This is a genomic window from Cytobacillus mangrovibacter (genome assembly GCF_042865275.1).
GTDB classification, from domain to species: Bacteria; Bacillota; Bacilli; order Bacillales; family Cytobacillaceae; genus Cytobacillus; species Cytobacillus mangrovibacter.
The window spans coordinates 177,166-192,881 of sequence record NZ_JBIACJ010000005.1 but is presented as its reverse complement, the minus strand read 5'-3'; the positions used below and the strand labels follow the sequence as shown (position 1 = coordinate 192,881).

Here is a 15,716-nt window from a genome sequence, read left to right as displayed (position 1 = left end):
CGGGGCTAAACAGTTGCCTCCGCTTTTCAGATTGTCTAGCTTCAGCGCCTACCCCCTCGAGGTCACAAGCCAATCCGACAAGAAGGTAAAGAACAACCTTCATGCCGGCTTGTCTTGTGCTTGTCGGGGGTAAACAAGGCGCTTCCGCCTTTCAGATTAGACACTATCTTCTAAATGCGATAGAATTGTACAAAGAAATTACTAGCCATTTTATGCTAATAAAGATTTACATTTGGAGGTGCTTTAGTTTGGCGAAAAAGAAAGAAATCATCGTCCCCCTCCTGCCGCTTCGGGGTTTGCTTGTTTATCCAACAATGGTTCTACATTTAGATGTAGGACGTGAAAAATCGGTACAAGCCCTTGAAAAAGCGATGGTAGATGACCATTTAATTTTCCTAACTACGCAAAATGAAATCTCGATAGATGAACCAGGAGAAGAGGATTTGTACAAAAGAGGCACGTTAACACGTGTGAAACAAATGCTTAAACTCCCAAATGGTACAATACGAGTATTAGTAGAAGGACTCAAAAGAGCTGAAATTGTTGAATTCTATGATGAAACAAATTACTATGCTGTAAGTATTGATGTTTTTGAAGAATCAACAACAAAGGATGTAGAAGATCAAGCCTTAATGAGAACTATGCTTGAGTACTTTGAGCAATACATAAAAGTATCAAAGAAAATATCAGCAGAAACCTATTCAGCTGTTGCGGATATTGAAGAACCAGGACGAATGGCAGATATCATTTCATCTCATTTACCTTTAAAGCTAAAGGAAAAGCAGGAAATCCTGGAGACGATTGATGTTAAAGAGCGGATGAATCAAGTAATCGAAATTATTCATAATGAAAAAGAAGTCCTTAATTTAGAAAAGAAAATTGGCCAGCGGGTCAAAAAATCAATGGAACGAACGCAGAAGGAATATTATTTGCGCGAACAGATGAAGGCGATTCAGAAAGAATTAGGGGATAAAGAAGGCAAGACAGGCGAAATTGCTGATCTAACTGAAAAAATTGAAAAGGCTGGTATGCCTGAACATGTTCAATTAACTGCTCTGAAGGAACTGGACAGATATGAAAAAATCCCATCCAGCTCAGCAGAGAGTGCAGTGATCCGCAATTATATTGACTGGCTTATTTCTTTGCCATGGAGCAATGCGACTGAAGATGATTTAAATATTCATAAGGCTGAGCGCATACTGAATGAAGATCACTATGGACTTGATAAAGTGAAGGAACGTGTTCTTGAGTATTTAGCTGTACAAAAGCTAACCAATTCACTAAAAGGGCCTATCCTTTGTCTGGCAGGACCTCCTGGTGTTGGGAAAACAAGCTTGGCCCGTTCAATCGCTACTTCCCTTAATCGGAAATTTGTCCGCATCTCTCTTGGGGGAGTGAGGGACGAATCTGAAGTTCGCGGTCATAGAAGAACATATGTAGGTGCAATGCCTGGCAGAATTATTCAAGGAATGAAGAAAGCTGGCACGATTAATCCTGTATTCTTATTAGATGAAATTGACAAAATGTCAAATGACTTCCGCGGAGATCCATCCGCAGCGATGCTAGAAGTGCTGGATCCTGAACAAAATCATAGTTTCAGCGACCATTATATCGAAGAGTCCTATGATCTTTCAAAGGTGATGTTTATTGCAACTGCCAATGATTTAGGAACAATTCCGGGCCCGCTGCGTGATCGAATGGAAATTATTACGATTGCAGGCTATACAGAGCTAGAGAAGATTCATATTGCCAAAGATCACCTTTTACAAAAGCAAATAAAAGACCATGGATTGTCTAAATCCCAGCTTCAAATTCGGGAAGATGGCATTCAAAAAATAGTCCGATATTACACAAGAGAAGCTGGTGTCCGTAGCCTTGAGCGACAATTAGCGACCATTTGCCGAAAAACAGCAAAAATCCTCGTTTCTGGGGAAAAGAAAAAAGTTGTGATCACAGAAAAGAATATTGAAGAGTTTCTTGGGAAGACCAAATTCCGTTATGGACAAGCTGAAGCAGAGGATCAAGTGGGGGTAGCGACTGGCCTTGCGTATACGACAGTTGGCGGAGATACATTGCAAATCGAAGTGTCTCTTTCTCCAGGAAAAGGAAAGCTTGTTCTTACAGGTAAGCTTGGGGATGTTATGAAGGAATCGGCTCAAGCGGCATTTAGTTATGTTCGTTCAAAAGCGAAAGAATTAGATATAGAAGAAGATTTTCATGAAAAGTATGATATTCATATCCATGTACCTGAGGGAGCGGTACCTAAAGATGGGCCGTCCGCAGGAATTACCATAACGACTGCACTCGTATCCGCTCTCTCAGGAAAGTCGATTCGCAAGGAAGTCGGAATGACTGGGGAGATCACATTGCGTGGGCGTGTTCTTCCAATAGGCGGGTTGAAAGAAAAATCATTAAGTGCACACAGGGCAGGACTAACAAAGATTATCATCCCAAAGGATAATGAAAAGGATATTGATGATATTCCTGAAAGTGTTCGAGAAGATCTAACCTTTATTCTCGTCTCCCATGTTGACGAAGTATTAAAGCATGCATTGAATGGGGGAGAGCAAGCATGAAAGTAAATTCAGCAGACATCGTAATTAGTGCGGTAAAGCCTGACCAGTATCCTGGGGAGGCTTTGCCAGAGTTTGCCCTAGCAGGCAGATCAAATGTGGGGAAATCATCATTTATTAATAAAATGCTCAATCGAAAAAATTTAGCAAGAACATCATCAAAACCCGGAAAAACACAGACATTAAATTTCTATCTTATTAATGAAATCTTACATTTTGTTGATGTACCGGGCTACGGCTACGCAAAAGTGTCAAAATCAGAAAGAGAAGCCTGGGGGAAAATGATCGAAACGTATTTAACGAATAGAGAGCAGCTAAGAGCTGTTGTCCAAATCGTTGATCTTCGCCACCCGCCATCTAAAGATGATGTAATGATGTATAATTTCTTAAAACATTATGAGATTCCATGTATTATAATCGCAACAAAGGCAGACAAAATTCCCAAAGCTAAATGGCAAAAGCACTTAAAAATAGCTAAGGAAACATTAGATTTGGACCCTAATGATCATATCATTCTCTTTTCTTCTGAAACAGGTCAGGGAAAAGATGAGGCTTGGGGATTATTAAGAAGTTATATGTAATAGAAAAGAATTCCATTGCGAATATGCGATGGGATTCTTTTTTTTATACTAATTATGTGATGAGATAGTATGAATTATCACTAAATGTGAATTTTGTGAATATTAGAGACGTATGATAAGGTAGGAAGCTCAAAAATTGAAAGAGAAACAAAGGGGGAATTCTTACTAGTGAAACATTTTGGAAAAGGTGTAATTCTGCTATTGCTCATTTTTGTACTGGCTGCATGCGGAGCAAAAGAAGCTTCGAATAAAGGCATGAAACTAGTGGATGATGGAAAGTTTACTTATGCATCTTCAGGAGAGTTTAATCCATTCAGTGTAACAAACGATGATGGGACAATGAGTGGGTTTGATATTGAAGTAGGTGAAGCGGTTGCGAAGGAATTAGGACTAGAACCAGTCCAGCATAAATTCAAGTTTGGCGGAATTGTTGAAGGTGTGAAATCCGGTCGATTTGATGCAGCTGTTGCAAGTCATACGATAACAGAAGAACGATTAGAAGCTGTTAATTTTTCAATTCCCTATTATTTCTCGGGGCCGCAAATCTATGTTCGTCCGGATAGCTCAATGGAGACACTGGATGATTTAAAAGGACTGGAAATTGCTGTAGCAAAAGGCACTACATATGCTGCAGATGCAGAAAAGGCAACAGATAATATTAAATTCTATGATAGCGATGTAGTAGCACTTGAGGCATTAAGCAAAGGAAAGCATGATGCGGTTATAACTGACTTTATCACTGGTAAAGAAGCAATCGGTGCTGGTATGAATATTGTTGGCAAAGAATTGCTTGGCCGCAGTGAACAAGCAATTGCTGTTGCAAAAGAAAATACAGAGCTTCTTGAAAAAATTAATAAAGCGCTTGAAAAGCTCCATGAGAATGGAACGCTAACAGAAATAAGCAAAAAATATATCGGTGAGGATATTACTGTTGTTCCAGAGTAGCAATAAGCATGCAGGCGAATGTAGCAGAAATACATTCGCCTTTTTTCATAACTATAACCTACTTTAAAGGAGGAAACCTGTGGGCTTATTAACAAAATTCATCGACACATACCCTGTCTTTTTAAAAGGAATGCTTCTCACTTTTGAATTAACAATCGTCTCAATTTTTATTGCTATTTTTATCGGCTTATTTTTTGCCTTTTTAAAAATATCCAATATAAAAATACTGGAATGGATTGCTGATTTATATATCTTCTTAGTTCGTGGTACCCCGCTTGTTGTCCAGATCTTTATCTTCTACTTTGGATTAACCGCTTTTAATATTTCCGATTTTCTGGCTGTTGTTCTAGGACTAGCCTTTCATAACGGGGCCTATATCGCGGAGATTTTCCGCGGAGCTATTCAGTCGATTGATCATGGTCAAATGGAGGCTGGACGTTCACTTGGAATGACAATGTGCTTAACGATGAGAAGAATTATTTTGCCGCAAGCAAGCCGTAGAGCGCTCCCGCCGCTGGGAAATCAATTCATTATTGCCTTAAAGGACTCCTCGCTCGCCTCGTTTATTGGTATGTACGAGCTCTTTAATGTGGCAACCACACATGGTTCTCTTAAATATGACTATATGAGCTATTTGCTTATTGTTGCTGTCTATTATTTAATTCTCGTTTTATTCTTCTCTATTATCGTAAGAATGATTGAGAAAAAAATGTCTAGCAGTGATTAAAGGAAGGAAGAGGAGTATGAGCAAAACTATTATGATAAATGTTGAAAAGCTGAATAAATCCTTTGGTAATTTACATGTTCTAAAGGATGTCGATATGACGGTTAAGAAAAGTGAAGTTGTTTGCCTAATTGGTGCGAGCGGATCTGGAAAGAGCACGCTTCTGCGCTGTATCAATTTTTTAGAAATAAAAGATAGTGGACTTGTCGTAATCGGGGGAGAAAAAATTGAGAAGGAAACTCATGATCTTAATGAAGTAAGAGCAAAAGTTGGAATGGTTTTTCAGCATTTTAATTTATTTCCGCATAAAACAGTACTTGAAAACGTGATGGAGGCGCCTATTTACGTTAAAAAGCGCCCAAAGGAAGAAGCAAAAGTGGAAGCAAGAGCCTTGTTGAAAAAAGTAGGTCTTTCAGATAAAGAGAATGTGTATCCATCAAAGCTTTCTGGCGGACAGAAACAGCGTGTAGCAATTGCAAGAGCCCTTGCGATGAAACCGGAAATAATGTTATTTGATGAACCAACCTCTGCACTTGATCCTGAACTAGTAGGAGAGGTGCTAGCAACAATGAAGGAACTGGCGGAGGAGGGAATGACAATGGTTGTTGTTACCCATGAGATAGGGTTTGCAAGAGAGGTTGCCGACTGGGCTGTCTATATGAATGAAGGTCGTATTGTTGAGGTTGGACATCCAAAGCAATTATTCTCTAATCCAAAGGAAGAAAGAACAAAAAACTTTTTAGATTCGGTACTGTAATCGAAAAGGACAGGGAAAACTATATACCCCTGTCTCTTTTTTATTTCTTCTTTATAAAGAGTAGATAACCGCCAATAAAAATGAGGCTGACAGGCCAAAATTTCCAAACCTTGGACACCCCATTCTCTAATAGTCCAAACCAGACAATTACACGATCATAAAAAAGCAGCAAAATTGATAATAGTAAGAAGAGAAGCCCTTGAAATAATCCTGACCCAGTCTTTTGATGCTGCAGCATCAAGCCGAGTGCTAGAATTAAAATAAAGATACCGATATGATCTGGCCAAATCTCCAGCCGATTGACCACATGAAAATGCAGACCAAATCCAGTCAGAATGACACCAGGCAGGATGGCATGGTACTCTTTCGCACCGTAGCCTTGAAATAAAAAAGCAATTCCAATAATCATTAGTAATGAAGGCCAAGTGAAATAAGGCTGCAAAACAGGTATATTGGATTGTTCAAGAAAAAAGTATGCACCAAAGCCAATTAGAATAATTCCAGGAAAAAAACGTTGATTTCTCATTGTCACACCGCTTCCAATAAGGTTCACTTGAAACTGTTATGTTTTTTTGTTACTGTACATATGGGAGGATTTTGTCGAATGATAGAAAGTGGATAGAGTACTGAATTCTTTCATCATGCACTCTTACTTTATTTTACCATATGAATTCACTATCTGTTCACATTTTACCATTAGATGAAACGATAGAAATGTTACAATTATAGTAGTATTTTTGTGCAATTTAATTGGGGGGGTCAATTGAAACATGCATATTTTAGTTGTCGGTATAAATTATAAAACAGCCCCTGTCGAAATTCGTGAGCGTTTGACATTTAACCCGTCTCAGCTTGCAGATGCTATGAACACATTAAAGAATAAGAAGAGCATCCTTGAGAACGTAATTTTGTCAACATGTAATCGGACTGAGATTTATGCGGTTGTTGATCAGCTTCATACAGGCCGTTATTATATTAAAGAATTTTTGTCAGAGTGGTTTCAGATAGAAAAGGAAGAATTTTCACCATATTTGTTTATATATGAGCAAGAGGGTGCGATGGAGCATCTATTTAATGTATCTTGCGGGTTAAACTCCATGATTCTTGGAGAAACCCAAATCTTAGGGCAGGTTCGTACAAGCTTCCTGCAAGCACAGGAAGAGAATACAACTGGAACGGTGTTTAATCATTTGTTTAAGCAAGCCATTACGCTTGCCAAACGTGCTCATTCTGAGACGGAAATTGGAGCTAATGCTGTTTCTGTAAGTTATGCGGCAGTTGAGTTGGCTAAGAAAATCTTTGGGTCTTTAGAGAATAAGCATGTTCTTATTCTGGGCGCAGGAAAAATGGGTGAGCTGGCTATTCAAAACCTCCATGCAAATGGAGCGAGTAAAGTAACGGTTATCAATCGTACGTTTGAAAAGGCACAGGATTTGGCTAACCGCTATGAAGGTCAGGCAAAAACACTGAAAGAACTTCAATGTGCTTTACTAGAAGCTGATATTCTTATTAGCTCTACAGGAGCAAAGGAATTTGTCGTAACAAAATGCATGATGCTGCAAGTGGAAAAAATGCGCAAAGGCAAGCCATTATTTATGGTTGATATTGCTGTTCCACGTGATTTAGATCCGCTGCTTGCTGAAATGGATAGTGTGTTCCTTTATGATATTGATGATCTTGAGGGAATCGTTGAAGCAAACCTTCAGGAACGTAAGAAGGCAGCAGAAAAGATTCAGCTTATGATTGAAGGGGAAATCGTCGAATTCAAACAATGGCTGAATTTACTTGGAGTTGTTCCAGTTATTTCTGCCTTACGTGAAAAAGCCCTAACAATTCAGGCAGAAACGATGACAAGCATTGAAAGAAAGATGCCGAATTTGAGTGAACGGGATATAAAGGTATTAAATAAACATACAAAGAGTATTATTAATCAGCTATTGAAGGATCCTATTTTACAGGCTAAAGAAATGGCCGGTCAGAAAGATGCTGACAAAGCGCTGGATTTATTTGTGAAAATCTTTAATATAGGAGAACTTGTTAATGAGCGGCAGGAAGTAAGAGACGCTGATCCACAGCACTTGGCCGTTCAATCGCCACAGGCTTCCTTTCAATCATAAAAGGAGTACTGTCCATGCTTGATATCTATATGACACGGCTGCATGAGTTTACAGTCGTTCTATATGCCTTATGTGTCTTATTATATTTTGTTGATTTTCTGACGTCTAACCGGAAGGCAAACCGAATTGCCTTCTGGTTACTTGCATTTGTATGGGCTTTGCAAACGATTTTCCTTATTTTGTACATGCTTAAAACAGGAAGATTTCCTGTTTTAACAATTTTCGAAGGCCTTTATTTTTATGCATGGGTGCTTATCACCTTATCCTTAATCATTAATCGCTTACTTCGAGTGGATTTTATCGTTTTTTTTACCAATGTTCTTGGTTTTATAATTATGGCCATCCATACATTTGCACCAATGCAATACGAATCAAATGTAATGGCCCAGCAGTTGATTTCTGAATTGCTGCTTATTCATATCACAGTGGCTATTCTTTCTTATGGCGCCTTTTCACTTTCATTTGTGTTTTCCCTGTTGTACTTAATTCAGTACGATCTTTTGAAGCAAAAAAAGTGGGGACCACGATTACTGCGGATTGCGGATCTTTCTAAGCTCGATAAAATGTCTTTCGTATTAAATGTCATTGGTGTGCCTATGCTTATTATCAGCTTAATTCTTGGCGTTACATGGGCATATATTAAAGTTCCAGATATGATTTGGTATGATTCTAAAGTAATTGGATCATTTATTGTTCTTGTCATTTACAGTATTTATTTATATTTAAAGGTTGGGAAAGGGCTAACTGGAAATAAGCTTGCGCTATGGAATTTCGCATCCTTTCTAATCGTTTTAATAAATTTCTTCTTATTTGGTACACTATCATCTTTCCACTTTTGGAATGCTTAAAGCTAAAATTTAGGAGGCAATCATGAGAAAAGTTATCGTTGGTTCACGTAGAAGTAAACTTGCATTAACACAAACAAATTGGGTGATTAATCAATTAAAGGCGCTAGATCCTTCTTTTGATTTCGAGGTGAAGGAAATTGTTACAAAAGGGGACCGGATTCTGGATGTAACACTTTCAAAGGTTGGCGGCAAAGGGCTTTTCGTTAAGGAAATTGAACAAGCAATGCTTGATAAGGAAATTGATATGGCAGTACATAGCATGAAGGATATGCCGGCTGTTCTTCCTGAGGGACTTGTCATTGGCTGTATCCCAGAAAGGGAAGATCATCGGGATGCACTTATTTCTAAAGGGCATATTCCGTTTGATCAGCTTAAATCTGGATCAATCATTGGAACAAGCAGCTTGCGAAGAGGGGCACAGCTTCTTGCTCGCCGTCCAGATATAGAAATTAAATGGATCAGAGGAAATGTTGAAACACGTCTTGCGAAACTAGAAACAGAAGAATATGATGCAATTATTTTGGCTGCTGCTGGTTTATCAAGATTAGGCTGGGCATCTGATGTTGTAACCGAATTTCTAGATCCAGATATTTGTCTTCCAGCTATCGGCCAAGGAGCTCTGTCGATCGAATGTCGCGGAAATGATGATGAACTTCTTGATTTATTAAAGAAATTCACATGTGAAGAAACAAGTGTAACAGTAAGAGCTGAACGTGCATTCCTTCATAAGATGGAAGGTGGCTGTCAGGTACCGATTGCGGGATTCGCTGAGTTAAATGCCAAGGGAGAAATCATTTTGACTGCCCTTGTTGGCTCTCCAGATGGAAAAATTATTTATAAAGAACAAATAACTGGAACAGATCCAGAAAAGGTTGGTATTGAAGCTGCTGATAGTTTAATTAAGCAAGGTGGCAAGGCATTAATCGATCAAGTTAAAGAGGAGCTGGCTGGTGAATGACTGCCATCTCCCTCCCTTTAAGAGGGAAAAATGTTCTTGTTCCTAGGAGCACGGGGCAGGCAAAGTCATTTTCGGACCTTGTGAAGAGCTATGGCGGGATTCCGGTAGAAATTCCGCTTCTTGCTTTTAGACCTGCTGCGCTGTCAGAAGAAATGGCTGTAATTATGAAAGAAATACATACGTATGATTGGCTTATTTTCACAAGCAGCATTACGGTTGAAACCTTTCTTTCCTTTGTATCTTCTTCAGAAAGAAAGCAGCTTCCGAAAATAGCAGCTATTGGCAAGAAAACTGAAAGCTTTCTGTTAGATAAGAAGCTTCAAGTGGATTTTACCCCAAAGGAATTTGTTGCGGAGGGTTTTGTGGAAGAGTTTTTACCTTATGTAAAAAAAGGAATGAAGGTATTAATTCCAAAAGGAAACCTGGCACGGAACTATATTGCTACTGTTTTATCAAAAAAAGGTGCAATAGTGGATGAAATCATTATTTATGAAACCTTTTTTCCAGAGGAGAGCAGGGAGCTTATAAAAGATAAGCTGTCACGGGACCAATTAGATATTCTAACCTTTACAAGTCCGTCTACCATTGATCACTTAATGGATGTGGTTAAAGAGTATAATCTTCATGATAAGGTAGAAGAATGCATCATCGGCTGTATCGGACCAGTCACGAAAGAAAGAATTGAGTCTTATGGACTTAAGGTTCATAGCGCGCCAGAAGAATACACCGTTCATCAAATGTTAAAGAGTATTATTAACTATTTAGAAAATGAATATCGGAGGGTATTATAATGGATTTACAATTCACACGTCATAGACGTTTACGTCAAAGTGCCAATATGCGTGCATTAGTGCGCGAAAATCATTTAAGAACAGATGATTTAATCTACCCGATCTTCGTTGCTGAAGGCAATGATATTAAGAGAGAAATCTCTTCAATGCCTGGCATTTATAATTTATCATTAGACCATTTAGAAGAAGAAATGAATGAAGTGGTTGCTCTAGGAATTAAATCAGTGCTCTTATTCGGAATTCCGCTTGAAAAGGATGAGTGTGGGCAGCAGGCTTATCACGATCATGGAATCGTTCAAGAAGCGACTCGTTTAATTAAGGCAAAGTATCCTGAAGTTCTTGTGATTGCAGACACTTGTCTTTGTGAATATACAAGTCATGGACATTGCGGGTTAATAGAAGGGGATCAAGTATTAAATGATGCTTCCTTAGAACTATTAGTACAGACTGCTGTCAGTCAGGCAAAAGCCGGTGCAGATATTATTGCTCCTTCTAATATGATGGACGGGTTTGTTACAGCGATTCGTGCTGGTTTAGATGAAGCAGGCTTCGAAAATATTCCGATCATGTCATATGCAGTGAAATATGCTTCTGCTTTCTACGGCCCATTCCGTGATGCAGCAGACAGCACACCACAATTCGGTGACCGGAAAGCTTATCAAATGGACCCAGCCAATCGGATGGAAGCATTGCGTGAAGCTGAATCTGATTTAATGGAGGGCGCTGATTTCCTTATTGTGAAGCCAGGTATGCCATATCTTGATATTGTTCGTGATGTGAAGAATCACTTCAATCTTCCACTTGCTATTTATAATGTAAGCGGCGAATATTCAATGGTAAAAGCAGCAGCACAGAACGGCTGGATTGATGAACAAAGAATCGTTATGGAAATGCTCACAGGCATGAAACGTGCGGGCTGTGACCTAATTATTACTTATCATGCAAAAGATGCAGCTAGATGGTTGAAAGAACAAATTTGATATAATTTGGTAAAGAAAAGCCTGTGGGGCACGCGTTCAAAAAGTGATCCAAAGGACGGATCAAAAATTTGCCCGCATACCCCACAGGCAATTTTGTTATATAAGACTAATGGCTTTATTAATGTTTATTGTTGATAAACAGCCTGTGATATACACGAGAATGGGTTTTATTCGAATGAATAACGTAATGAGCGGGTGTATCACAGGCGCTAAATGCACTAACAATATAATTTAATAAAGCCAAACTAATAAATGGGAAGAGGGATTGCATGCGCTCTTACGATAAATCTATTCAGGCTTTTAAGGAAGCGAAGACATTAATGCCAGGCGGAGTAAATTCACCTGTTCGTGCCTTTAAATCGGTGAATATGGATCCGATTTTTATGGAAAGAGGAAAAGGATCGAAAATTTATGATATCGATGGCAATGAATATATTGACTATGTTTTATCATGGGGACCACTGATCTTAGGCCATACAAATGATCGTGTGGTTGAGTCGATTAAGAAGATTGCTGAACTAGGTACAAGCTTCGGTGCACCAACTGTTACTGAAAATGAGCTTGCGAAGCTTGTCATTGAAAGAGTACCGTCCATTGAAATTATCCGCATGGTTTCATCTGGAACAGAAGCAACGATGAGTGCACTTAGACTTGCACGCGGCTATACAGGACGGAACAAAATTTTGAAATTTGAAGGATGCTATCATGGCCATGGAGACTCCTTACTGATTAAAGCAGGATCTGGCGTTGCCACATTAGGTCTGCCTGACAGCCCTGGCGTACCAGAGGGAGTTGCTAAGAATACGATTACTGTTCCTTACAATGACTTGGAAAGTGTTAAATTCGCTTTCGAACAGTTTGGTGAGGATATTGCAGGAATTATCGTTGAGCCTGTTGCTGGTAATATGGGTGTCGTTCCACCGCTGCCAGGGTTTTTAGAAGGTTTGAGAGAACTTACTACTCAATATGGTGCGTTATTAATTTTTGATGAAGTGATGACAGGCTTCCGTGTTGGTTACGAATGTGCGCAAGGCTATTTCAATGTAACGCCGGATATTACATGTCTTGGAAAAGTAATCGGTGGTGGGCTACCAGTAGGTGCTTACGGCGGCAAGGCAGAAATCATGGAACAAATCGCCCCAAGCGGACCGATCTACCAAGCTGGAACATTATCTGGGAACCCATTAGCGATGACAGCAGGATTTGAAACATTAAGTCAGCTAACTCCTGACACATACAAGGAGTTTACGCGCAAAGGGGATATTCTTGAAACAGGCATTAAAGCACTGGCAAAGAAATATGAGATCCCGAATACAGTAAACCGTGCCGGTTCCATGATTGGCTTCTTCTTTACGAATGAAGAGGTTATCAATTATGAAAAGGCAAAAACATCAAACTTAGACTATTTTGCAGCGTATTACCGTGAAATGGCCAATCAAGGTGTTTTCCTGCCTCCTTCCCAATTTGAAGGCCTATTCCTTTCAACGGCACATAGCGACGAAGATATAGAAAAAACACTTCAAGCTATTGAAATATCCTTTTCAAAAATTAAAGGATAATAATTTTGACACCCATCTAGATGAAGATGGGTGTTTTTTTATAGGCTATTTTCTATAAGATTATTGTTTTTTGAATAAATATTGTGATTGAAATCTAGACCAATATGTCTAGTTGATTGGAGCGGAAGGTGCGAGACTCCTGCGGGAGTAGTGGGACAGGTGAGACCCCGCAAGCGCTTTAGCGCTGAGGAGGCTCACCGCCCACCCCGCGGAAAGCGAGTACCTGAAGCGGAAATCAACCTCTACTATCTGCATCTTGATTAGTATTCCTGCAATCATATTTATAACAGAATGAAACTTTCCTCTTTTCTTTTTGCCAAGTCATGTTATTTCAGGTCATAAATAAATAATCTATCTCATAAATTGTAAATGACATAGTGATTAAACGTGAAGGTTATGAAAGGAGGAGACGAATTGTCTCAAGAGAACCCATCGTGTTTACGATTTTCTTTAGAAGAGTCCGTCTGGTTTCAAAAAGGACAGGAAGTACTAGATTTAATTTCTATATCGTTAGACCCAGATATTTTCATTCAGGAAAATGATCAATATGTTACGATTCAAGGAGCACTAGAGCTAACAGGTGAATATAAACGCAATGAAACAGGAGAACAGGAAAATGAGAACCCATTTGCCACTCCAAAATTCATTCAAGTGGTTGAAGAAAGAGGGGAAGGGCTTTGTGAATTTACCCATTACTTCCCAGTAGATATAACCATACCAAATAATAGAATCAAAGACATTAATCAGATTGATGTCCAAGTGGAATCATTTGATTATGTTTTTCCAGAGAGAAGCTGCATGAAACTATCAGCTAATTTAATGATTTTAGGTTTATACGGGGAGCAACAGCATAACAGGCCTGTCGAAGCAGTAGAGGAAGAAGAATACGAATCGCTTTATCGATCTTCCGCAGCATCTGTGGAAGTAGATGTGAATCTATTTGAAAAGCCTTCCGATGATGTGGAAGAAGAAGTTGAAGAAGAAAGAACAGAAATCCTTCTAAGTCCTTCTAATGTAGAAGTTGATGGATATGATGAGGGAGAAAAACTGGAAAAAGATGAAGTAGAGGAAATCTATGCTCCTTTTGAAGCGGAAGCAAGAAAGCAGCCAGCATTAGAAATAATTGAAGAAGATGTACGCGAAGAGAAAATAGAAGAAGTAAAACCGGAAATATCATTTTCAGCTCAAAGAAGTGAAGAGCCACAGCCTTCTGCAGAAGACATATTCGGGATACCTGATGAAAGTCCAATTCAAGCAGGTAAGCCAGAAGAAGTTGAAATGATTGAACAGGAAGTCAAACTAGAATCACCAGAAAAGGTAGAAGAAGCACCAGAAAAAAATACAAAGCAGAAAAAGAAATCCAAAAAGAAAAGCATGAGCCTTACGGAATTTTTTGCCCGCAAGGAAGAAGCGGATGATGTGGCCAAATTAAAAGTATGTATTGTTCAGAATGGTGATACGATTGATACCATTGCAGAAAGATATGATGTTGGCGTACATCATTTGTTAAGTGTCAACCATTTAGAAATCAATCAAGATATTTTCGAAGGGCAAGTGCTTTACATTCCAATTGCTGTAGCCCGTTAGAAACAATGAAAAAACAGGCTGGGCGGGTAAGTGAACACACCTGCTTAGGCTGTTTTCTTTTTTTAATAAGCTTTGTTAGTGTTGATAGTTGATCAAGTGCCATTGGTGTAGACAAGAATGAGTTTTATTCGAATGAATAACTTAATGAGCGGTTACACCAATGGCGATTTTGTGCACCAACAATATTATTGGTTTATACCCTCGTTTTTCTGTGAAAGAGAGTGAATTCTAATGAGTAAAGAAAACCGCCTATTAAAGGTTGCGCCGATTTTAAAACCATATGCGCTTGAGCCGCATTTTGTTGAGGAGTTCGGGCGTGTCCAGAAAATCTATACGAATAAAGGCGTTTTTGCATTAAAGAAGATTAATCCAAAGCATGGTGGTGAATTCATACGTCATGTGCAGGAATTATTTCAAAAGGGCTATAACCGAATCGTGCCCATCTTTCCAACTGTGGATGGAAGATATGCGGTTTTACATGAGAATGAGCTTTATTATTTAATGCCTTGGTTAGCTAATGAGGAAAAGGAAAATCGATTTGAGCGTCATCAACTGCTGTTCCGTGAACTGGCGAGGCTCCATACATTGTCCGCTCGAGAAATAACAATCAGCAAGGAAGAGCGAACAGAGCATTATGAAAAGACACTGCTTGAATGGGAGAAGGAAAATGAATTTTTGGAAGGATTTATTGAGGCTTGCGAAAAAAAAGAGTACTTGTCTCCATTCGAATTAATGTTTTCCCTTTCGTATCATGATGTTAGTCAGGCATTGCAATTCTCCATCAAGAGATTTAAAACTTGGTATGAAAAGACGGAGGAAAGTGAAAAAGCTCGTATGGTGGTTATTCATGGGAAAATTTCTACTGAACATTTCTTATATGACGACAGGGGCTATGGCTATTTCACAAACTTTGAAAAGTCGAGACCTGGTTCCCCCATTCATGATTTATTGCCATTCTTATCAAGAACTTTGAAAACTTATCCTAAAAAATCCGAAGAATGTATTGAATGGATTTATACCTATTTAAAATATTTCCCATTTAAAGAAGATGAGTTATTACTATTCCAAAGCTATTTTGCCCATCCAGGGGCAGTCATCAAATCTGCTGAAAGCTATTATAAAGGACAAAGCAATAAGGGAGAGAGGAAATCGGTCCAGCACTTCCAAAGACAGTATTGGCTCCTAAAGAACACGGAGTATATTCTAATGAGAATTGAGGAGATTGAAGCCCAAAAAGCACAAGCAAAAGCGCAGGCTGAGGCCCAAGCTCAGGCACAAGAAGGAGCCCAAAATTAA

The 15,716-nt window shown here is 39.0% G+C and carries 14 protein-coding genes; 13 read left to right on the top strand and 1 reads right to left on the bottom strand.

What is annotated here, in order from left to right:
• The first annotated feature begins 248 nt into the window (after positions 1-248).
• The 5 genes from lon (at position 249) to ACFYKT_RS11260 (ending at position 5,580) form a co-directional block, all read left to right on the top strand.
• On the top strand, positions 249-2,576 hold the full coding sequence (gene lon, locus ACFYKT_RS11280) for an endopeptidase La (RefSeq protein ID WP_389219498.1): 2,328 nt from the start codon (positions 249-251) through the stop codon (positions 2,574-2,576).
• Positions 2,573-3,154 carry a ribosome biogenesis GTP-binding protein YihA/YsxC gene (yihA, locus tag ACFYKT_RS11275; protein ID WP_389219496.1) on the top strand — a complete coding sequence of 194 codons (582 nt, stop codon included), beginning with the start codon at positions 2,573-2,575 and terminating at the stop codon, positions 3,152-3,154. Before lon ends, yihA begins: the two co-directional genes overlap by 4 nt.
• Positions 3,155-3,322: 168 nt before the next feature.
• Positions 3,323-4,099 carry a transporter substrate-binding domain-containing protein gene (locus ACFYKT_RS11270; protein ID WP_389219494.1) on the top strand — a complete coding sequence of 259 codons (777 nt, stop codon included), beginning with the start codon at positions 3,323-3,325 and terminating at the stop codon, positions 4,097-4,099.
• Positions 4,100-4,178: 79 nt separating this feature from the next.
• Complete coding sequence (locus tag ACFYKT_RS11265; RefSeq protein WP_389219492.1) at positions 4,179-4,826, top strand: amino acid ABC transporter permease; 648 nt, start codon at positions 4,179-4,181, stop codon at positions 4,824-4,826.
• A 16-nt stretch (positions 4,827-4,842) separates the two neighbouring features.
• The gene (locus tag ACFYKT_RS11260) at positions 4,843-5,580 is read left to right on the top strand and encodes an amino acid ABC transporter ATP-binding protein (protein WP_389219490.1); all 738 of its coding nucleotides are present in this window, start codon (positions 4,843-4,845) and stop codon (positions 5,578-5,580) included.
• Positions 5,581-5,620: 40 nt separating this feature from the next.
• On the opposite strand, the gene ACFYKT_RS11255 is transcribed toward ACFYKT_RS11260, so the two are convergent.
• A complete protein-coding gene (locus ACFYKT_RS11255; protein WP_389219488.1) occupies positions 5,621-6,106 on the bottom strand; it encodes a LiaI-LiaF-like domain-containing protein in 486 nt (161 codons plus the stop codon).
• A gap of 244 nt (positions 6,107-6,350) precedes the next feature.
• On the opposite strand from ACFYKT_RS11255, the gene hemA reads away from it, so the two are divergent.
• From hemA to ysxE, 8 genes are all read left to right on the top strand, one after another.
• The gene (gene hemA, locus ACFYKT_RS11250; RefSeq protein WP_389219486.1) at positions 6,351-7,697 is read left to right on the top strand and encodes a glutamyl-tRNA reductase; all 1,347 of its coding nucleotides are present in this window, start codon (positions 6,351-6,353) and stop codon (positions 7,695-7,697) included.
• A 14-nt stretch (positions 7,698-7,711) separates the two neighbouring features.
• Complete coding sequence (locus tag ACFYKT_RS11245) at positions 7,712-8,545, top strand: cytochrome C assembly family protein (RefSeq protein ID WP_389219484.1); 834 nt, start codon at positions 7,712-7,714, stop codon at positions 8,543-8,545.
• 22 nt (positions 8,546-8,567) lie between these two features.
• Entirely contained in the window at positions 8,568-9,503 is a 936-nt protein-coding gene (hemC, locus tag ACFYKT_RS11240) for a hydroxymethylbilane synthase (RefSeq protein WP_389219482.1), read from the top strand.
• The gene (locus ACFYKT_RS11235; RefSeq protein ID WP_389219480.1) at positions 9,500-10,294 is read left to right on the top strand and encodes a uroporphyrinogen-III synthase; all 795 of its coding nucleotides are present in this window, start codon (positions 9,500-9,502) and stop codon (positions 10,292-10,294) included. The genes hemC and ACFYKT_RS11235 overlap by 4 nt, the downstream gene beginning before the upstream one ends.
• On the top strand, positions 10,294-11,274 hold the full coding sequence (gene hemB, locus ACFYKT_RS11230) for a porphobilinogen synthase (RefSeq protein WP_389219478.1): 981 nt from the start codon (positions 10,294-10,296) through the stop codon (positions 11,272-11,274). The genes ACFYKT_RS11235 and hemB overlap by 1 nt, the downstream gene beginning before the upstream one ends.
• 269 nt (positions 11,275-11,543) lie before the next feature.
• Positions 11,544-12,833 (top strand): glutamate-1-semialdehyde 2,1-aminomutase, encoded by a 1,290-nt coding sequence (gene hemL / locus ACFYKT_RS11225; RefSeq protein ID WP_389219476.1) that lies wholly within the window; start codon positions 11,544-11,546, stop codon positions 12,831-12,833.
• A 414-nt stretch (positions 12,834-13,247) separates the two neighbouring features.
• Positions 13,248-14,420, top strand: coding sequence for a stage VI sporulation protein D (gene spoVID, locus ACFYKT_RS11220; protein WP_389219474.1), 1,173 nt, complete (start codon positions 13,248-13,250; stop codon positions 14,418-14,420).
• 231 nt (positions 14,421-14,651) lie between these two features.
• Positions 14,652-15,716 carry a spore coat protein YsxE gene (ysxE, locus tag ACFYKT_RS11215; RefSeq protein WP_389219472.1) on the top strand — a complete coding sequence of 355 codons (1,065 nt, stop codon included), beginning with the start codon at positions 14,652-14,654 and terminating at the stop codon, positions 15,714-15,716.